The sequence below is a fragment of the Caballeronia sp. ATUFL_F1_KS39 genome, from assembly GCF_023630985.1.
GTDB lineage: Bacteria > Pseudomonadota > Gammaproteobacteria > Burkholderiales > Burkholderiaceae > Caballeronia > Caballeronia zhejiangensis.
This window is the reverse complement of record NZ_JALQDZ010000022.1, coordinates 21,438-41,152: the sequence shown is the minus strand read 5'-3', so window position 1 is coordinate 41,152 and position 19,715 is coordinate 21,438. Positions and strand designations below refer to the sequence as shown.

16 protein-coding genes and 1 riboswitch are annotated in these 19,715 nt (G+C 63.5%); of the genes, 13 read left to right on the top strand and 3 right to left on the bottom strand.

The features are described 5' to 3' along the window. Position 1: 1 nt before the first annotated feature. On the top strand, positions 2 to 1,087 hold the full coding sequence (locus tag NCR93_RS12440; protein ID WP_008344091.1) for a sn-glycerol-3-phosphate import ATP-binding protein UgpC: 1,086 nt from the start codon (positions 2 to 4) through the stop codon (positions 1,085 to 1,087). 13 nt (positions 1,088 to 1,100) lie between these two features. Then, positions 1,101 to 1,850: a glycerophosphodiester phosphodiesterase gene (ugpQ, locus tag NCR93_RS12435; protein ID WP_008344094.1), complete on the top strand. Its 750-nt coding sequence runs from the start codon at positions 1,101 to 1,103 to the stop codon at positions 1,848 to 1,850. Positions 1,851 to 1,860: 10 nt separating this feature from the next. Here the strand turns inward: ugpQ and NCR93_RS12430 are convergent, their stop codons facing one another. Both NCR93_RS12430 and NCR93_RS12425 read right to left on the bottom strand, forming a co-directional pair. Next, positions 1,861 to 2,238, bottom strand: a complete 378-nt coding sequence (locus tag NCR93_RS12430) for an ElaB/YgaM/YqjD family protein (RefSeq protein ID WP_033536968.1) — start codon at positions 2,236 to 2,238, stop codon at positions 1,861 to 1,863. Positions 2,239 to 2,532: 294 nt separating this feature from the next. Continuing rightward, positions 2,533 to 3,258: an OmpW/AlkL family protein gene (locus NCR93_RS12425; protein ID WP_034473121.1), complete on the bottom strand. Its 726-nt coding sequence runs from the start codon at positions 3,256 to 3,258 to the stop codon at positions 2,533 to 2,535. A 206-nt stretch (positions 3,259 to 3,464) separates the two neighbouring features. Here NCR93_RS12425 and NCR93_RS12420 point away from each other — a divergent pair, with 206 nt between their 5' ends. From NCR93_RS12420 to NCR93_RS12410, 3 genes are all read left to right on the top strand, one after another. After that, positions 3,465 to 4,172 (top strand): transposase, encoded by a 708-nt coding sequence (locus NCR93_RS12420; protein WP_008344100.1) that lies wholly within the window; start codon positions 3,465 to 3,467, stop codon positions 4,170 to 4,172. A gap of 330 nt (positions 4,173 to 4,502) precedes the next feature. After that, positions 4,503 to 9,206 (top strand): glutamate synthase-related protein, encoded by a 4,704-nt coding sequence (locus NCR93_RS12415; RefSeq protein ID WP_250478887.1) that lies wholly within the window; start codon positions 4,503 to 4,505, stop codon positions 9,204 to 9,206. A 66-nt stretch (positions 9,207 to 9,272) separates the two neighbouring features. Next, positions 9,273 to 10,739 (top strand): glutamate synthase subunit beta, encoded by a 1,467-nt coding sequence (locus NCR93_RS12410; RefSeq protein WP_008344103.1) that lies wholly within the window; start codon positions 9,273 to 9,275, stop codon positions 10,737 to 10,739. 70 nt (positions 10,740 to 10,809) lie between these two features. On the opposite strand, the gene NCR93_RS12405 is transcribed toward NCR93_RS12410, so the two are convergent. After that, positions 10,810 to 12,552, bottom strand: a complete 1,743-nt coding sequence (locus NCR93_RS12405) for an ABC transporter ATP-binding protein/permease (protein ID WP_250478886.1) — start codon at positions 12,550 to 12,552, stop codon at positions 10,810 to 10,812. A gap of 231 nt (positions 12,553 to 12,783) precedes the next feature. After that, positions 12,784 to 12,908: riboswitch (TPP riboswitch) on the top strand. A 187-nt stretch (positions 12,909 to 13,095) separates the two neighbouring features. On the opposite strand from NCR93_RS12405, the gene NCR93_RS12400 reads away from it, so the two are divergent. The 8 genes from NCR93_RS12400 (at position 13,096) to NCR93_RS12365 (ending at position 19,632) form a co-directional block, all read left to right on the top strand. Continuing rightward, positions 13,096 to 14,238 (top strand): FAD-dependent oxidoreductase, encoded by a 1,143-nt coding sequence (locus NCR93_RS12400; RefSeq protein ID WP_250478885.1) that lies wholly within the window; start codon positions 13,096 to 13,098, stop codon positions 14,236 to 14,238. Between the two features lie 16 nt (positions 14,239 to 14,254). Then, positions 14,255 to 14,452 carry a sulfur carrier protein ThiS gene (thiS, locus tag NCR93_RS12395; protein WP_008344107.1) on the top strand — a complete coding sequence of 66 codons (198 nt, stop codon included), beginning with the start codon at positions 14,255 to 14,257 and terminating at the stop codon, positions 14,450 to 14,452. Positions 14,453 to 14,475: 23 nt separating this feature from the next. Further along, positions 14,476 to 15,282 (top strand): thiazole synthase, encoded by an 807-nt coding sequence (locus NCR93_RS12390; protein ID WP_008344109.1) that lies wholly within the window; start codon positions 14,476 to 14,478, stop codon positions 15,280 to 15,282. Continuing rightward, a complete protein-coding gene (gene thiE, locus NCR93_RS12385; protein ID WP_063936113.1) occupies positions 15,279 to 16,352 on the top strand; it encodes a thiamine phosphate synthase in 1,074 nt (357 codons plus the stop codon). The genes NCR93_RS12390 and thiE overlap by 4 nt, the downstream gene beginning before the upstream one ends. 97 nt (positions 16,353 to 16,449) lie before the next feature. Further along, positions 16,450 to 17,265 carry an ABC transporter ATP-binding protein gene (locus NCR93_RS12380; protein ID WP_008344112.1) on the top strand — a complete coding sequence of 272 codons (816 nt, stop codon included), beginning with the start codon at positions 16,450 to 16,452 and terminating at the stop codon, positions 17,263 to 17,265. Next, a complete protein-coding gene (mlaE, locus tag NCR93_RS12375) occupies positions 17,262 to 18,029 on the top strand; it encodes a lipid asymmetry maintenance ABC transporter permease subunit MlaE (protein WP_008344114.1) in 768 nt (255 codons plus the stop codon). Before NCR93_RS12380 ends, mlaE begins: the two co-directional genes overlap by 4 nt. Positions 18,030 to 18,122: 93 nt before the next feature. Continuing rightward, a complete protein-coding gene (mlaD, locus tag NCR93_RS12370) occupies positions 18,123 to 18,719 on the top strand; it encodes an outer membrane lipid asymmetry maintenance protein MlaD (RefSeq protein WP_008344116.1) in 597 nt (198 codons plus the stop codon). Between the two features lie 10 nt (positions 18,720 to 18,729). Next, positions 18,730 to 19,632, top strand: coding sequence for an MlaA family lipoprotein (locus tag NCR93_RS12365; RefSeq protein WP_008344117.1), 903 nt, complete (start codon positions 18,730 to 18,732; stop codon positions 19,630 to 19,632). Positions 19,633 to 19,715 lie beyond the last annotated feature (83 nt).

The following is a 19,715-nucleotide window of genomic DNA, read 5'->3' as shown; positions in this document are numbered from 1 at the left end:
CATGGCTGCATTGAATCTAAAAAGCGTCAAGAAAACATACGACGGCTCGAACTACGTACTGCACGGCATCGACGCCGCGATCGAGGACGGCGAATTCGTCGTGATGGTCGGGCCGTCGGGCTGCGGAAAGTCGACCTTGCTGCGCATGGTCGCGGGGCTCGAAAGCGTGTCCGAAGGCGCGATCGAAATCGGCGGCAAGGTCGTGAACAAGCTGGAGCCGAAGGATCGCGACATCGCGATGGTTTTTCAGAACTACGCACTTTATCCGCACATGAGCGTCGCGCAGAATATGGCGTACGCGCTGAAGATCGGCGGCGCGGACAAGAAGACCATCGAGTCGCGCGTCGCGAATGCCGCGCGTATCCTCGAACTCGAACATCTGCTCGAACGCAAGCCGCGCGAATTGTCGGGTGGTCAGCGGCAGCGCGTTGCAATGGGCCGCGCGATTGTCCGCGAGCCGGCGGTGTTCTTGTTCGACGAACCGTTGTCGAATCTCGACGCCAAACTGCGCGTGCAGATGCGCCTCGAAATTCAGCGGCTGCACGCGCGTCTCGCGACCACGAGCCTTTACGTTACGCACGATCAGATCGAAGCCATGACGCTCGCGCAGCGCGTCATCGTGATGAACAAGGGTCACGCGGAGCAGATCGGCGCGCCGACCGAAGTGTACGAACGCCCGGCAACCGTATTCGTGGCGAGCTTCATCGGATCGCCGGCGATGAATCTGCTCGAAGGACGTCTGTCCGAAGACGGATCGACTTTCGAGATCGCGGGCGGCGGTCCGAAGCTGCCGGTCGCGGGCGCGAATGGCGTGACGAGCGCGATGCACGGGCGCGAGTGGATCGTGGGCATTCGTCCCGAGCACATGACGCCCGGCAACGAGAACGCGCCAAGCGCCACGCTCGATGTGGATTCGGCTGAACTGCTTGGCGCGGACAATCTCGCGCACGGCAAGTGGGGCAAGCACGACGTCGCAGCGCGCTTGCCGCATGAGCATCGCCCGCAGCGTGGCGAGCGGTTGAGCGTATCGTTGCCCGCGCGGCATCTGCATTTTTTCGATCCGGCAACGCGACTGCGCGCGAACTAAAGGAGGCGATGCGATGAGAACCTGGCCTTATCCCGCGATCGTCGCGCATCGCGGCGGCGGCAAACTCGCGCCGGAGAACACGCTCGAAGCAATCGACGTGGGCGCGCGCTTCGGCCACAAGATGATCGAGTTCGACGCGAAGCTTTCTGCTGACGACATCGTCTTCCTGCTGCACGACGACGCGGTCGATCGAACGTCGAACGGACGCGGCGCGGCAAAAGCGATGACCTACGCACAGTTGCGCGCGCTCGATGCAGGCACCTGGTTCGGCGCCGAATTCGCAAACGCGCGTATGCCGACGCTCGCCCAAGTGCACGAGCGATGCGTGAAGCATGGGCTTGCGGTGAACATCGAGATCAAGCCGAGTCAGGGGCGCGACGTGGAAACAGGCGTGCTCGTCGCGCGTGAGGCGGCGCACTTGTGGGCAGACGCTGAAGTTGCGCCGCTGATGTCGTCGTTCTCATATGCGGCGCTGGAAGCCGCACGCGACGTCGCGCCGAATCTTCCGCGAGGGATGCTTTACGAGCGCGTTCCCGTGAACTGGCGCGCGCAAACTTCAGCGTTATCGTGTGTGTCGCTGCACGCGAACCATCGCACGCTCGATGAAGCGCTCGTCGCGCAGATCAAGGATGCCGGCTTGCGCATTCTCGCCTACACGGTGAACGATCCGGCGCGCGCGCGGTTGCTCGCGCAATGGGGCGTCGATGCGATCTGCACGGATCGCATCGACATTATTGGCGCGGATTTTCTGGAGGCGTCGTAGGGTTGAAATGTCAGCGAACGCGAGCGAGCAGCACGCCCGCAACCAGCGCCAGCCCGCCAACCAATGCAATGGTTTGCCAGGGCTTTTCGTGAAGGAAGGCGTCGGCGTCTTCGAACGCTGCGCCCGCGCGCTCGCGAAGCGCCGCGTGCGTATCGTTCAGACGTGCGCGCGCGCTGACGAGCCGGTCGCTGATCTGCGCGCGTAGCGCAGCCGCATCGGCCGACGTGCCTTCGGCCAGGGTGTTTTCGAGTTCGCTGAGAAGGGTGCGCAGTTCGGAGCCGATATCCTCGGCTGCTTCGCGGCCATGCCGTGCCATGCGTCGTGCGCGGCGGCTCGTCGTGGTCCAGGAATCTCCGATGGCGTCTCGCGTATTAGGCAGTGCGTTCATAGATCGCTCCGTCGATGGATGAGTCGTGGATAGCCCGCGCGAGGTGGCGGGGAAACTTATCATGCAGCAAATTCGATGCCGATGCTTCGACGTTGCGCAAAGCTTCGGTAAGCGCGACCGCGAAACACATTCCGCGCGCGATCGCGCGTAAGAACTGCAAGCAAACCGTTTTTACGAAGGTCACATTTACAAGGGCGATGCAAAAAGTAACGCCGGCATATGTGAATCATGCCGGCGTTATCTCTCTTTTTATGGCGCTTATATCGTCGTTACATGCTTGTGAGCAGTCTCACTTCAGAATCGATAGCCCACTCGCAAATATGTGACGATCGGGTTCAGCGTGATTTTCGCCTGCGATTGAACGTTGAGCGTGCCGACAGGCGTTTGAGCCTGCGTGTTCAACTTCGCGGTGGCCTTCAACGGAATGAACGACACGGAAAATCCGGCGAACCAGTGCTCCGTGAAATTGTAGGTTGCGCCGACATTAAACACGGGCGCCCACGAACTATCCGTGTCGACGGTGGTCGGACCATGCAGGACCGAGCCTTCGAATTGCTGATTCGTGATCTGCGCGTCGGTGAACCAGGTGCGCGTCACGCCAAGACCCACGAACGGACGGAACTTCGCCGTGGGAGCATTGAAGAAGTATTTGAATAGCAGCGTCGGGCTCCACTGCTTCGCGCTGCCGAGCTTTCCGTACTGGGACAAGGTGCCCTTGCCTTCGAGATCGAACGTGGGCGGCACGCCCATTTCGAGTTCGGCGGCAATGTGGTCGGTCGCGAAGTAGCCCAACGTGAAGCCGGCGGTGTCGGCGCTCGAAATGCCTGCGCCTGTGCCGGGAACGTCGATATTGACCGGAGATCCGCCTACACTTGTTTCTTTGAGCGGACCGCTACTGTCTTGCGGGGCGAAGTGAAACCAGCCTGCTGTTGCATAGAAGGATCCAGCAGATTGCGCATGTGCCGCGGTGGACACACACGCTAATGCCGCGATCCCCGTGATGACTTGTTTTATTTTCAATTTGTGCTCCTCCGAAAAAGCACGCTCATTATGAACACAAGATTTCACATTAACCATAGCGGTGCCGTAGAGCATTCTCCCTAGGGCAAAGAGCGGCTTTGGGGTCTGGTTGCACGGCAATTGCATGTGTTCTCTCCACGCTGCCGCAACGGCTCCAAAAGGTCCCCGAACGGGGTAACACAAACGCGACCAACGGAAAATCCAGAATGGCACGGCTTGCACGACTCTACGTTCCCGAACAGCCGCAGCATGTCATCCTGCGTGGTCTCGACCAGCAACCCGCCTTCGTCGACGACCAGGACTACGAGCTCTTCATCGACTGCTTGAGGACTGCTTCACGTGATCATCACCTCTCTATCCACGCCTATGCGCTGATGCCGCAGGCGGTACATCTGCTCGTCACGCCGCGCGACGAATCCAGTCTGCCCAAAGCGATGCAAGCGGTGGGACGTCGTTACGTGGCGCACTTCAATCGCCGATACATGCGACGCGGCACGCTCTGGGAAGGCCGCTATCGCGCGACGGTCATCGAGGGCGAACGATACTTTCTGCTCGCCACGCGCGTCGTAGAAATGGCGCCCGTGCGCGCGCAACTGGTCGCGGCGCCGCAGGACTACAAATGGTCCAGCTTCCGTCATCACATCGGGCTCACGCTCGATAGCCTCATCACCGACCATCCGCTGTTCTGGTCGCTCGGCAATACGCCGTTCGAACGCCAGCACGCCTACAAGGAACTGTGCGAGCAACCGCCCGATGAGCGCGAGGCCAACCGTCTCCTGCAAGCGACACTTAAAGGCTGGGTGCTCGGCAGCGATGCCTATCGGGAATGGGCGTCGCATGCTGCCAACCGCCGGGTGTCGCCGCTGCCGCGCGGACGTCCGCGCAAGATTCGCGAAACTCCACAGACTCAATAACGGCCTTCACGGGCGTTCCTGAAGCAAAAAACGAAACGGCGTCTCGAATTTTCCGAGTCTCGCCGTTTCTTTTTGACTGTCAGCGATGCGGCCCCAATATGTTGGGGCACATTTGCACCATATCGATAATCGGTGTCAGATCATCAAGTTTTATTTGCCATCGCTTTGATTCGTCGCGTATATTTCGATTTCCGGCAATTGCCGCGGTGCAGCGTGCCGCGCACGACCGTGCTTCGTGACACATCAAGTTGAAAGAAACCGTCGCAAGCGACAAGAAAATGGTTCAACGGCCGAGTCGATTCGGCCCCTCACAGTAGAGACGGTGTCCCCATGAACGATCATCAGCAGCCGGCAGCCGGTTCGCTTCCCGCCGCGCAGGGCATGTACGACCCTGCGAACGAACACGACGCGTGCGGCGTCGGTTTCGTCGCCCATATCAAGGGAAAAAAGAGCCACGAGATCATTCAGCAGGGTCTCAAGATTCTTGAGAATCTCGATCACCGCGGCGCGGTCGGCGCCGATCCGCTGATGGGCGACGGCGCCGGCATCCTCATTCAGGTGCCGGACGGCTTCTATCGCGAAGAAATGGCCAAGCAAGGCGTGACCTTGCCGCCTGCTGGCGAATACGGCGTCGGCATGATCTTCCTGCCGAAGGAGCACGCATCGCGTCTCGCGTGCGAGCAGGAACTGGAGCGCACGGTCAAGGCCGAGGGCCAAGTCGTGCTCGGCTGGCGCGACGTGCCGGTCGATTCCACCATGCCGATTTCGCCGACCGTGAAGGCGAGCGAGCCGCTGATCCGCCAGATCTTCATCGGGCGCGGCAAGGACATCGTCGTGACGGACGCGCTCGAGCGCAAGCTGTACATCATCCGCAAGACGGCGAGCCATCGCATCCAGGCGTTGAAGCTCAAGCACGGCAAGGAATACTTCGTGCCGTCGATGTCGTCGCGCACGGTCGTCTACAAGGGTCTGCTGCTGGCCGGCCAGGTCGGCGTGTATTACCGCGATCTGCAGGACGAGCGCGTCGTGTCGGCGCTCGCGCTCGTGCACCAGCGCTTCTCGACGAACACGTTCCCCGCGTGGGAACTCGCGCACCCGTATCGCATGATCGCGCACAACGGTGAAATCAACACCGTGAAGGGCAACGTCAACTGGCTGAACGCGCGCACCGGCGCGATCGCGTCGTACGTGCTCGGCGACGATCTGCCGAAGCTCTGGCCGCTGATCTATCCGGGCCAGTCCGACACGGCTTCGTTCGACAACTGTCTCGAACTGCTCGTGATGGCCGGCTACCCGCTCGTCCACGCAATGATGATGATGATCCCGGAAGCGTGGGAACAGCACACGCTGATGGACGACAACCGCCGCGCGTTCTACGAATACCACGCCGCGATGATGGAACCGTGGGACGGCCCCGCCGCCATCGCGTTCACGGACGGCCGCCAGATCGGCGCGACGTTGGACCGTAACGGCCTGCGTCCGGCGCGCTATCTCATCACCGACGACGATCTCGTGATCCTCGCGTCGGAATCCGGCGTGCTGCCTATTCCCGAGTCGAAGATCGTCAAGAAGTGGCGTCTGCAGCCGGGCAAGATGTTCCTGATCGACATGGAGCAGGGCCGCATCATCGAGGACAAGGAGCTGAAGGACAACCTGTCCAACGCGAAGCCGTACAAGAGCTGGATCGACGCGGTTCGCATCAAACTCGACGAGATCGAGCCGAAGGCGGAAGACGTCGAAACGCAGCGCCGCGAAGCCGCCGCACTGCTGGACCGTCAGCAGGCGTTCGGCTACACGCAGGAAGACCTCAAGTTCCTGATGGCGCCGATGGCGCAATCGGGCGAAGAGGCCGTCGGCTCGATGGGCAACGACTCGCCGCTCGCGGTCATGTCCAACAAGAACAAGACGCTCTACAACTACTTCAAGCAGCTGTTCGCGCAGGTGACGAACCCGCCGATCGACCCGATCCGCGAAAACCTCGTCATGTCGCTCAACTCGTTCATCGGCCCGAAACCGAACCTGCTCGACACGACGAACATCAACCCGACGATGCGCCTCGAAGTGTCGCAGCCCGTGCTCGACTTCAAGGACATCGCGAAGATCCGCGCGATCGACAAGTACACCGGCGGCAAATTCAGCTCGTATGAGCTGAACATCTGCTATCCGGCGGCGTGGGGCAAGGAAGGCATCGAGGCGCGTATCGCGTCGCTGTGCGCGGAAGCCGTGGATGCCGTGCGCTCCGGCTACAACATCCTGATCGTGTCCGATCGCAAGATGGACCGCGACAACGTCGCGATCCCGGCGCTGCTCGCCACGTCCGCGATCCACTCGCATCTCGTCGCGCACGGTCTGCGCACGAGCACGGGTCTCGTCGTGGAAACGGGCTCGGCGCGCGAAACGCATCACTTCGCGCTGCTCGCGGGCTACGGCGCGGAAGCCGTTCACCCATACCTCGCGCTGGAAACGCTCGCCAACATGGCCGAAGGCCTGAAGGGCGATCTGTCGGCGGACAAGGTCATCTACAACTTCACGAAGGCGGTCGGCAAGGGCCTGTTGAAGGTCATGTCGAAGATGGGCATTTCGACGTACATGTCCTACACCGGCGCGCAGATTTTCGAAGGCGTCGGCCTGTCGTCGGAACTCGTCGAGAAGTATTTCAAGGGCACGGCGACGAAGGTCGGCGGCATCGGCATCTTCGAAGTGGCGGAAGAAGCGATTCATCTGCATCGCGAAGCGTTCGGCGACAACCCGGTCCTCGCGAACATGCTCGACGCGGGCGGTGAATATGCGTATCGCGTGCGCGGCGAAGAGCACATGTGGACGCCGGATGCGATCGCCAAGCTGCAGCACTCGGCGCGCAGCAACTCGTATCAGACGTACAAGGAATACGCCCACATCATCAACGACCAGACGAAGCGTCACATGACGTTCCGCGGTCTGTTCGAGTTCAAGGTGTCGCCGTCGAAGGCGATTCCGCTCGATGAAGTCGAATCGGCGAAGGAAATCGTCAAGCGCTTTGCGACGGGCGCGATGTCGCTCGGCTCGATCAGCACGGAAGCGCACGCCACGCTCGCCGTCGCGATGAACCGCATCGGCGGCAAGTCGAACACGGGCGAAGGCGGCGAGGACGAAACGCGTTATCGCAACGAACTGCGCGGCATTCCGATAAAGAACGGCGACACGCTGCAATCGATCATCGGCAAGGAGGTCGTCACCGACATCCCGCTGAAGGAAGGCGATTCGCTGCGCTCGAAGATCAAGCAGGTCGCGTCGGGACGTTTCGGCGTGACGGCGGAGTATCTGTCGTCGGCGGACCAGATCCAGATCAAGATGGCGCAGGGCGCGAAGCCGGGCGAAGGCGGTCAGCTGCCGGGCCACAAGGTGTCCGAATACATCGGCAAGCTGCGTTATTCGGTGCCGGGCGTCGGCCTCATTTCGCCGCCGCCGCACCACGACATCTATTCGATCGAAGACCTCGCGCAACTCATTCACGATCTGAAGAACGTGAATTCGTCGTCGAGCATTTCGGTGAAGCTGGTGTCGGAGGTCGGTGTCGGCACGGTGGCCGCGGGCGTTGCGAAGGCGAAGGCGGATCACGTTGTGATCGCGGGCCATGACGGTGGCACGGGCGCATCGCCGCTGTCGTCGCTCAAGCACGCGGGCACGCCGTGGGAACTCGGCCTCGCCGAAACGCAGCAGACGCTGGTGCTGAACCGTCTGCGCGGGCGCATTCGCGTGCAGGCCGACGGTCAGATGAAAACCGGCCGCGACGTCGTGATCGGCGCGCTGCTCGGCGCGGACGAATTCGGCTTCGCGACGGCGCCGCTCGTCGTCGAAGGCTGCATCATGATGCGCAAGTGCCATCTGAACACGTGCCCGGTCGGCGTCGCGACGCAGGACCCGGTGCTGCGCGCGAAGTTCTCGGGCCAGCCGGAACACGTCGTCAACTTCTTCTTCTTCGTTGCGGAAGAAGTGCGCGAAATCATGGCGCAGTTCGGTATCCGCAAGTTCGACGACCTGATCGGCCGCGTCGATCTGCTCGACATGAAGAAGGGCATCGAGCACTGGAAGGCTAAGGGCCTCGACTTCTCGCGCATCTTCTATCAGGTGCCGGTGGGCGAAGACGTCGCGCGCAAGCACGTCGACGTGCAGGATCACGGTCTCGACAAGGCGCTCGATCACGTGCTGATCGAGAAGTCGAAGGCGGCGATCGAGAAGGGCGAGCATGTGTCGTTCATCCAGCCGGTGCGCAACGTGAATCGCACGGTCGGCGCGATGCTGTCCGGCCTCATCGCGAAGACGCACGGTCACGACGGCCTGCCCGACGACTCGATTCACATCCAGTTGAAGGGCACGGCGGGCCAGAGCTTTGGCGCGTTCCTCGCGAAGGGCGTGACGCTGGATCTCGTCGGCGACGGCAACGACTACGTCGGCAAGGGCCTGTCGGGCGGGCGCATCATCATTCGCCCGACCAACGACTTCCGCGGCAAGTCCGAGGAAAACATCATCTGCGGCAACACGGTGATGTACGGCGCGATCGAAGGCGAATCGTATTTCCGCGGCGTCGCGGGCGAGCGCTTCTGCGTGCGCAACTCGGGTGCGACGGCGGTCGTCGAAGGCACGGGCGATCACGGCTGCGAATACATGACGGGCGGCACGGTGGTCGTGCTCGGCGAGACGGGCCGCAACTTCGCGGCGGGCATGTCGGGCGGCATCGCGTTCGTGTACGACCCGGAAGGCGCGTTCGCTGGCAAGTGCAACAAGTCGATGGTCGCGCTCGATCCGGTGCTGCAGCAGGCCGAACAGGAGCGCACGGTGGATCGCACGCTGTGGCACGCCGGCAAGACCGACGAAGCGCTGCTCAAGGGGCTGATCGAGCGTCACTTCCAGTTCACCGGCTCGCCGCGCGCGAAGTCGCTGCTGGAAAACTGGGATTCGGCTCGCCGTCAGTTCGTCAAGGTGTTCCCGACCGAGTACCGTCGCGCGCTCACCGAAATGGGCGCGAAGAAGGGCAAGGAAGCGGTCGCGGCTTAAGCCTCGTTCAATCAGACAGACGCGCGCTCCGGGAGCGCGCGATCCTCACCAAATACAGAGAAAGAAATGGGCAAGGCAACCGGTTTTCTCGAGTTCGAACGCCGCCACGAGGCGTACGAAGCTCCGCTTACCCGCGTCAAGCATTACAAGGAATTCGTCGCCGCGCTGACCGATGAAGACGCGAAGGTTCAAGGCGCGCGCTGCATGGACTGCGGCATTCCGTTCTGCAACAACGGCTGCCCGGTCAACAACATCATTCCGGACTTCAACGATCTCGTGTTCCAGCAGGACTGGAAGAGCGCGATCAACGTGCTGCATTCGACCAACAACTTCCCGGAATTCACGGGCCGCATCTGCCCGGCGCCGTGCGAAGCGGCGTGCACATTGGGCATCAACGACGATCCGGTCGGCATCAAGTCGATCGAGCACGCGATCATCGACAAGGCTTTCGCCGAAGGCTGGGTCGTGCCGCAACCGCCGAAGCACAAGACGGGCAAGAAGGTCGCCGTCGTCGGTTCGGGGCCCGCGGGTCTCGCGGCCGCGCAGCAACTCGGACGCGCGGGCCATGAAGTCGTCGTGTTCGAGAAGAACGATCGCATCGGCGGTCTGCTGCGTTACGGCATCCCCGATTTCAAGCTGGAGAAGTGGCTGATCGATCGCCGCATGCGTCAGATGGAGGCGGAAGGCGTGTCGTTCCGCACGAACGTGTTCATCGGCAAGGATGCGCTGCCGGAATACATCGCGAATACGGCGAAGGAAACCATCACGCCCGACGAGCTGAAGGAACAGTTCGACGCGGTCGTGATCGCGGGCGGCTCGGAAACGCCGCGCGATCTGCCGGTGCCGGGGCGCGAGCTCGAAGGCATCTACTACGCGATGGAATTCCTGCCGCAGCAGAACAAGGTCAACGCGGGCGACAAGCTGCCGGATCAACTGCTCGCGAAGGGCAAGCATGTCGTCGTGATCGGCGGCGGCGATACGGGTTCGGATTGTGTGGGCACGTCGAATCGTCATGGCGCGAAGAGCGTGACGCAGTTCGAACTGCTCGCGCAGCCGCCCGAGGAAGAGAACAAGCCGCTCGTGTGGCCGTACTGGCCGATCAAGCTGCGTACGTCGTCGTCGCATGAAGAAGGTTGCGAGCGCGACTGGTCGGTTGCGACGAAGCGCTTCGAAGGCAAGAACGGCAAGGTCGAGAAGCTGATCGCCGTGCGCGTCGAGTGGAAGGGCGGCAAGATGCAGGAAGTGCCGGGTTCCGAGTTCGAGATGAAGGCCGATCTCGTGCTGCTCGCGATGGGCTTCACGCAGCCGGTGTCGCCGGTGCTGGATGCGTTCGGCGTCGAGAAGGATGCGCGCGGCAACGTGCGCGCCGCGACCGAAGGCGACAAGGCGTATTACACGTCGGTCGATAAAGTCTTCACCGCCGGCGATATGCGTCGCGGGCAGTCGCTGGTCGTCTGGGCGATTCGCGAAGGACGTCAGTGCGCACGATCGGTGGATGCGTATCTGATGGGATCGAGCGAGTTGCCGCGGTAAGCGTCGCTCGACGCTTCATGCAAAAAGGCCACGCGATTGCGTGGCCTTTTTGCTTCTGAGCGCGGACGGGTCAAACCTCCGCCATCGCCCTCTCGATCTCGATCTTGTAATCATGGAACATCGCGACCGACTCGCGATGCGCCACGCTCACAATCGCCGCCTTCGGCAGCCGCTCGACCAGCATGTTGTAGATATGCAGCTCGTTCTCGGCGTCGAGCGCGCTCGTGGCTTCGTCGAGGAACACGAAGTCCGGCTTGTGCAACAGCACGCGCGCGGCAGCAAGCCGTTGCTGCTCGCCCGGCGACAGACTCCGCGCCCAATGCGCGCTTTCCTCCAGCCGATCCGCATACGCCTCGAGATTGCACAGACGCAGCGCGTCGCGCGACTCTTCATCGCTGAACGTTCCGCCCGCCGACGGATACGAAAGCGCCGCGCGCAACGTGCCGATCGGCAGATAACTCATCTGCGGGACGAACATCATCTTCGCGTCGACGGGCGCGTCGATCGTGCCGTCGCCGAACGGCCAAAGACCCGCGAGCGCGCGCATCAACGTGCTCTTGCCCGAGCCCGATGGACCGACGACCAGCCAGCGCGAACCCGGCTCGATCGACACGTTCGCCACGCGCGAAAGCGGCGTGCCGTTGGGCAGCGCGAGCATGAGCCCGTTCGTCGTGAGCGACGGCGTGCTCGTGTAGTGCAGGTTGATGCCGCCGCGCTCCGTCGCCGGCGACGTTTCTTCGCGGATATGCGTCGAGCGCATCACGCGCTTGAATTCGCGCAGACGATTCACGGTCGCGCGCCATTCGACCAACGTCGAATAACTGTTGATGAACCACGAAAACGAATCGCTGACCGTGCCGAACGCCGATGAAATCTGCATCAGCACGCCAAACGAAAACGCGCCCGCGAAGTAGCGCGGCGCGGCGACCATGATCGGGAAAATGATCGCGATCTGCCCGTAGAACGACAGCACGAAGGTCATGCGCTTCGTGTACTTCATGATCATCCACCAGTTGTCGCGAATGCGCTGGAAGATGGTCTTTGCGTTCGCCGTTTCGGTCGCGATGCCGTCATAAAACGCAATCTGTTCGGCGTTCTCGCGCACGCGGATCAGGCCGAAACGGAAATCGGCCTCGACCTTCTGCTGCTGATAGTTGATCGACACGAGCGGATGCCCGACCTTCTGGATGATCAGCGAGCCGAGAATCGCGTAGAGCGCGGCGGCCCAGACCATATAGCCCGGAATCGTGATCGGCGTGCCGCCGAGCGAGAAGGTCAGCGCGCCCGCGATGGTCCAGAGAATCGTGATGAAAGTGACGAGCGTGACGAGCGTCGAAAGCAGATCGAGCGAGAGCGAAAGCGTGGTGGTGGCGAAGGATTGCAGGTCGTCGGAAATACGCTGGTCGGGGTTGTCGGCGAGGCGGTCGCGCTCGATGCGGTAGAACGCCTTGTCACCGAGCCATTGTTCCAGAAAGCGGTTGGTGAGCCATTGACGCCAGCGAAACGCGAGCATCTGCCGCAGATATCGACCGTACACCGCGAGCAGGATGTACGCGAACGCGAGGCCCGTGAAGATCAGCAGCAGATGCGGAAAGTCCTTGACGTTCTTGTTCTGCAGCGCGTTGTAGAAGTCGGCGTTCCAGCTGTTGAGCCGGACGTTGATCCACACAACGGTCATGTTGATCGCGATGATCGCGACGAGAAGGCCCCACGCGAAGCCGCGCTCCTCCGACACCCAGTAGGGCTTGATGAGGCTCCACGCCGAGACTTCGTCGGCCTTCTGCTGCGTGCTATCGGTATGCGTGTTGGTCATGAGCTTCCTGCTGATGCGCCTCGTGGCGCCCGATTGTTACGTCCGCGGCCGGGCCGCGCGCGGCGTTTTCCGGCTCCGCAGATTGTTCCGGGGTTCGCTTAACGCTCACTTAATTTCGGGCGATCGTCCTGCGAACCATGTTCGCGGCATTGTGCCAGAGTGCCGCCGCGCACGATAAAAGGCGGGGAATCCCGGTTTGCAGCGCCTTCGCCTTTCATGTTTTAATGACCCTCGACGAAACAGGGGTGCTTCGCGTGCATCGGCGGCCGGAACGGTCGGCAGCGCGGCGAGGCTGAGAGAGACCCTTTGCACCCGATCCGGGTAATACCGGCGAGGGAAGTTTCCGGAGACCGCGCGAGCCTCGCGCCATTCCTCCAGTCTCTTCCAGTCCTTTCTTCGCGCCCGGCGCGCTTCATGCGCTGCCGAGCCGGTCTCTCCCGCTGATTTCGTCCTCGTGATGTGGCGCCGCGCCAGCACGATCGGGATCGCGTCTTTCGTCTCCATCGTGCAGCGCAGCGTTACGCGTATGGAGACATCGAATTGATGAACAGAATCGATCAGGGCGCCGCGCGCCGGCCGGATTTCGCCGTCGTCGGCGGCGGGCTCGTCGGACGGCTCGCCGCCTGGCAACTCGCGGGCGCGGGCCACGACGTCGCGCTTTACGAACGCGGCGACGCCGCCGGCACGCAGTCGGCCGCGTGGGTCGCCGCCGCCATGCTCGCGCCGCTCGCGGAAGCGGCGAGCGCGGAGCCGCTCGTCGTCGGGCTGGGGGCGGCATCGCTCGAACGCTGGCCTGAACTCATCGCGCAATTGCCCGAGCCGGTTTTCTTTCAGCGCAACGGCACGCTCGTCGTCTGGCACGGCGCGGATCGCGCCGAAGCGCCGCTCTTCGAACGCCGTCTCAAGGCCAATTCGCCCGCCGATCTGCTCGACGGCGGCTTCGTCAAGCTCGCGGGCGCGCAAGTCGCGCAAGCCGAACCGGCGCTCGGAACGCGCTTCGCGCAGGGCTGGCTGCTGCCGAACGAAGGCCAACTGGACAACCGTCAGGCGCTTGGCGCGCTCGCCGCCGGACTTGCCGCGCGCGGCGTGCGTACGCACTGGAACACCGCCGTCGATGCGATGCCCGACGCGCGCTGGATCATCGATTGCCGCGGCCTCGGCGGCAAGCCCGCGTGGCCCGCGCTGCGCGGCATTCGCGGCGAAGTCGCGCGCGTGCACGCGCCGGGCATCGGGCTGACGCGGCCGGTGCGGCTCTTGCATCCGCGCTATCCGCTCTACATCGCGCCGAAGGAGAACGATCTCTACGTGATCGGCGCGACGGAAGTCGAGGGCGAGGACATGTCGCCCGTGAGCGTACGTTCGGCGCTCGAGCTGCTGAGCGCCGCGTTCGCGGTGCATCCGGGTTTCGGCGAGGCGCGCATCCTCGAACTGAACTCGCATTGCCGGCCGACCTTGCCGGATCACCGGCCGGCGATCGTCTGGGACGGGGCGCGGACCTTGCGCGTGAACGGCTTGTACCGGCACGGCTTCATGATCGCGCCCGAAGTCGCGGATGCCGCGTGCCGTCTCGCCGACGCGCTCGCTTCCGGCGATATCGCCGATGCCGAGGCCTTCTCCGATTTCCGCAGCGCCGCGCGCTGGCCCGAACTGCTGCACGGCGAGTTCGCGGTTGCGCCAGCGCTCTAGTCATCAGGAAACAACCATGAACATCCACATCAATCAGCGCGTCTTCGATTTGCCCGACGCCACCACCGTCACCGACGCGCTCGCCGCGTTCGGCGCGAAACCGCCGTTCGCGGTCGCGCTGAACGGCCAGTTCGTCGCGCGCGGCGAACACGCCACGAAAACGCTCGCCGCCGGCGACAAGCTCGACGTCGTGTCGCCCGTCGCGGGCGGCTGAACTCCGAACCGAAGGATCGAACCATGACCATTTCCACCGCCGACGTCCTCACGCTCTACGGCGAGACGTTTCCGAGCCGCGTGCTGCTCGGCACGTCGCGTTATCCGTCGCTGCAATCGCTTTCCGACTCCATCGACGCCGCTCGGCCGGGCATGGTCACGGTCGCGCTGCGCCGTCAGTCGGAGACCGGGGAAGCCGGCTTCTTCGATGTGCTCAAGCGCCACGGCGTCGCGCTTTTGCCGAACACGGCGGGCTGCCAGAGCGTCGACGAGGTGCTCACGACCGCGCACATGGCGCGCGAGGTGTTCGAGACGCCGTGGATCAAACTGGAATTGATCGGCGACGACTACACGCTGCAGCCCGATCCGATCGGCCTCGTCGAAGCGGCGGCCAAGCTGATCCGCGATGGCTTCAAGGTGCTGCCTTACTGCACGGAAGATCTCGTCATCGGCCGGCGTCTGCTCGATGCCGGCTGCGAAGCGCTGATGCCGTGGGGCGCGCCCATCGGCACGGGCAAGGGCGTGACGAATCCATACGGGCTGCGCACCTTGCGCGAGCGTCTGCCGGATGTGCCGCTGATCGTCGATGCCGGTCTCGGCGTGCCGTCGCATGCGTGTCAGGTGATGGAATGGGGCTTCGATGGCGTGCTGCTCAACACGGCCGTCTCGCAGGCAACCTTCCCGCCGCAGATGGCGCGCGCGTTCGCGCTCGGCGTCGAAGCGGGGCGCACCGCGTTCCTCGCGGGCCCCATGGCCGAGCGCGACAGCGCGCAGGCGAGCACGCCGGTCGTCGGCATGCCGTTCTGGCATCAGGACGGAGGCGCGGCATGAGCTTGTTGAATCGTGAAGTGTTCTGGCCGCCGGCGGACGAGCTGACTGAAGTCGCCGAGCGGATTCGCGCGCGTCTCGGCGAATGGCCGACGGCGGAAACGCGCTGGCGCATCTGCCTGACCGCGCCGGAATCGCCGCAGGCGAGCGACATCATCGTGTTCAACGAGCCGCACGATGTGGCCGCGAACGGCGCCGCGGCAATCCTCGAAGCGCATGGCGATCGCGTCACGCTGCGTCGTGGCGACGAGCGTTTCGCGCTCGAAGGCGAATGGTCGGATGATTGGCTGTCCGCGCTCGCCGCTTTCCTCGACTGCAACTTCGAGCCGCACGACGCGCTGACGCTCGCGCTCGCCTGGCGCGCGGGCGATGAGAACAAGGACGACGCGTGGCCCGTCGAATTCGCGACGTTTCCGCGCGTCGCCGATCTGCCCGCCGCGCCCGAAGGCGGATTCCCGGCCTGCCCCGATCGGCTCGGCCTGTATCCGGTGCTGCCGAGCGCCGACTGGGTCGAGCGCGTGCTCGGTCTCGGCGTCCGCACGACGCAACTGCGCCGCAAAACCGCCGACGCCGCCGACTTGCAGCGCGAAATCTCGCGCTCGGTCGAGGCGGGACGTCGGCATGACGCACAGGTTTTCATCAACGATCATTGGCGCGAGGCGATTGCGGCGGGCGCGTACGGCGTGCACCTCGGACAGGAAGACGTGCAGACGGCCGACCTGAGCGCCATCGCGAAAGCCGGCGTGCGGCTCGGTCTGTCGACGCACGGCTATTACGAGATGTTGCGCGCGCTGCACTTCAAGCCGAGCTACCTTGCGCTCGGCGCCGTCTTCCCGACCACGACGAAAGTCATGCCGACCAAGCCACAAGGATTGGCGCGCCTGTCGCGCTACGTGCAACTGCTGTCGGGCCGGGTGCCGCTTGTCGCCATTGGTGGAATCGACGCCAAGGCGATGCCGGGCGTGCTGGAAACCGGCGTGCGCAGCGCGGCGGTCGTGCGCGCGGTCACCGAGGCACCGGACACAGCCGCGGCGGTTTTGTCACTGCAAAAAATGTTCGCAGGTCAACGGTGAAAAGTCCCAAAAGCAAGGGGATACACGCCTAGGCAAAGCACCGATTGCGCGCAGGCCCTATAATTCGGCCTCTTGCGCCAACGGAATCTCTTACCCAGTGCCTGCTTTCTCCGAGACTCTGCTAGAGCTACGCGACGTCGACTTCGGCTACGGCGACCGGCTCGTCCTGTCGAACCTGAACATGCGATTCACGCGTGGGCAGGTGGTCGCGGTCATGGGCGGCTCAGGCTGCGGCAAAACCACGACCTTGCGTCTGGTCGGCGGTCTCGTGAAGGCGAGTCGCGGCAAAGTCATGTTCGACGGACAGGACGTCGGCGCCCAGACGCGCGACGGTCTGTACGCGCTGCGCCGGAAGATGGGCATGCTGTTCCAGTTCGGCGCGTTGTTCACCGACCAGACGGTGTTCGAGAACGTCGCGTTCCCGCTGCGCGAACACACGGACCTTCCGGAAGCGCTGATCCGCGATCTCGTGCTGATGAAGCTGAACGCGGTCGGCCTGCGCGGCGCGCGCGATCTCGCGCCGTCGGAGATTTCGGGCGGCATGGCGCGCCGCGTGGCGCTCGCCCGCGCAATCGCGCTCGATCCCCAGTTGATGATGTACGACGAGCCGTTCGCCGGCCTCGATCCCATTTCGCTCGGCATCACGGCGCAGCTCATCCGCACGATCAACGACGCGCTCGGCGCAACGTCCATTCTCGTTACGCACGACGTACCGGAATCCTTCGCGATCGCGGACTACGTGTATTTCATCGCGAACGGCGGCATTCACGCCGAAGGCACGCCGGCGCAACTGCGCGCATCGCAGGATCCGACCGTGCGCCAGTTCATCGACGGCACGCCCGACGGCCCATTCAAGTTCCACTATGCGAGCACGCCGCTCGCCGCAGATTTCGGCATCGGAGGGCAGGCATGATCAGCGCGCTCGGACGCTGGGTGCTCGACGGTTTCGGCACCGCAGGCTACGCAACGCGCATGTTCCTGCGCCTCGTGGTCGAATTTTTTCCGCTGTTGCGCCGCCCGCGCCTCGTCACGAAACAGATCCACTTCGTCGGCAATTATTCGCTCGTCATCATCGCGGTGTCGGGTTTGTTCGTCGGCTTCGTGCTCGGCTTGCAGGGCTATTACACGCTGAGCCGCTACGGTTCGGAACAGGCGCTCGGGCTTCTGGTGGCGCTCTCGCTCGTGCGCGAGCTCGGGCCGGTCGTCACGGCGCTACTGTTCGCGGGGCGCGCGGGCACGTCGCTGACCGCCGAAATCGGCTTGATGAAAGCCGGCGAGCAACTCACCGCAATGGAAATGATGGCGGTCGATCCGCTCAAGGTGGTCGTCGCGCCGCGCATGTGGGCGGGCATCGTCGCCATGCCGGTGCTGGCGGCCATTTTCAGCGCGGTCGGCATCATCGGCGGCTACGTCGTCGGCGTGATGCTGATCGGCGTCGATCCGGGCGCGTTCTGGTCGCAGATGCAAGGCGGCGTGGACGTGTGGCGCGATGTCGGGAACGGCGTCATCAAGAGCATCGTGTTCGGCTTCGCGGTGACGTTCATCGCGTTGTTCCAGGGCTACGAAGCACGGCCAACGCCCGAAGGCGTGTCGCGCGCGACGACGAAAACGGTCGTATATGCGTCGCTCGCCGTGCTCGGGCTCGATTTCCTGCTCACCGCACTGATGTTCAGCTAATGAACCAAGCGCAGGCGCCGCACGAGGCGCAGGCGTTGTGAAGGGCACAGACCGTCACGCGCCATCTGCGAAAAGATTCTCTTTGGGAAGACGATGAAAAAGACTGCTCTCGACTTTTGGGTCGGCCTCTTCGTGGTGCTCGGTTTCGTGGCGCTGCTCTTTCTCGCGCTGAAGGCGGGCAACATGAGCTCCCTGTCGTTCCAGCAAACCTACGCGGTGAAACTGAAGTTCGACAACATCGGCGGACTGAAGGCGCGCGCGCCCGTGAAGAGCGCGGGCGTGACGGTCGGGCGCGTCGGCAGCATCGGCTTCGATGCGAACACGTATCAGGCCGTGGTCACGATCGATATCGACAAGCAGTATCAGTTTCCGAAGGATTCGTCCGCGAAGATCCTGACTTCCGGCTTGCTCGGCGAGCAATACATCGGCCTCGAGCCGGGCGGCGACGATCAGATGCTCAAGAACGGCGACACCATCACGATGACGCAATCGGCCGTGGTGCTCGAAAACCTGATCGGCCAGTTCCTCTACAACAAGGCGGCGGATTCGGGCGCCTCGAAATCGTCGGGGGCGCCGGCTGTGCCCGAGCCCGCACCCGCGCCGGCTTTCCCGGGCGCGGCGAGCGCGATGGGCGCATCGGGTGCGGCGGGCGCGGCAGGTGCGAGCGCCGCATCGGGCGCCGCTCAATAAGGAGAAGAACATGCAGGCGATTGGGATGCGGCGCGCAATCATGGTGGCGGGCGTCGTTGCGCTCACCGGTTGCGCGACGGTGACGACGCCGACCAAAGGGGACCCATTCGAGAGCTATAACCGGACGATGTTCACGATCAACGACACTGTTGATCAGTACGCGGTGAAGCCGGTGGCGAAGGGTTACGTGTGGCTCGTACCGGAGCCGGTGCGCAACAGCGTGACCAACTTCTTCTCGAATATCGGCGACGTGTACATCGCCGCGAACAATCTGGCGCAACTGAAAATTGCGGACGGCGTGTCGGACATCATGCGCGTCGCGATCAACACGCTGTTCGGCGTCGGCGGCCTGTTCGACGTCGCGACCATCGCGCGGCTGCCGAAGCATTCCGGCGATTTCGGGCTGACGCTCGGCCACTATGGCGTGCCGTCCGGTCCGTACGTGGTGCTGCCGCTGCTCGGGCCGAGCACGGTGCGAGATTCCGCCGGACTCGTGGTCGACTATTTCGGCAATCCGCTCACCTACGTGAGCCCGGATTCGGTGAGCTGGGCGCTCTATGGCGTGAACCTCGTCAACGTGCGCGCGAATCTTCTGGGGGCGACCGACGTGCTCGCCGATGCCGCGCTCGACAAGTATTCGTTCGTCCGAAACGCATACTTGCAGCGTCGTCAGTATCTGATTTCGGGCGGCGACGGCAGCATGCCGGACTACGGCGAAGCGCCGCTGCCGAATTACGGCGATGAAGGCACGGAAGGCGCATCGGCGACGGCGGCGCCTGCCGCGGCCGCATCGGCGGCTTCGGGTACGGCGGCGGCACCCGCACCGGCGAGTGGTAGCGCCAACACCGTGCCGGGCAACCAGTATGTTCCGCCGCGCGCGCCGCCGGGTTTCCCTTCATTCCGCTTGCGTTGAGCGGCCTGTCGCTAACGCGCGGTAACATATCTAACGATATTTCTTACGCTTTGGATGCCGCGTCGCCTGAACTCGAATCGGGC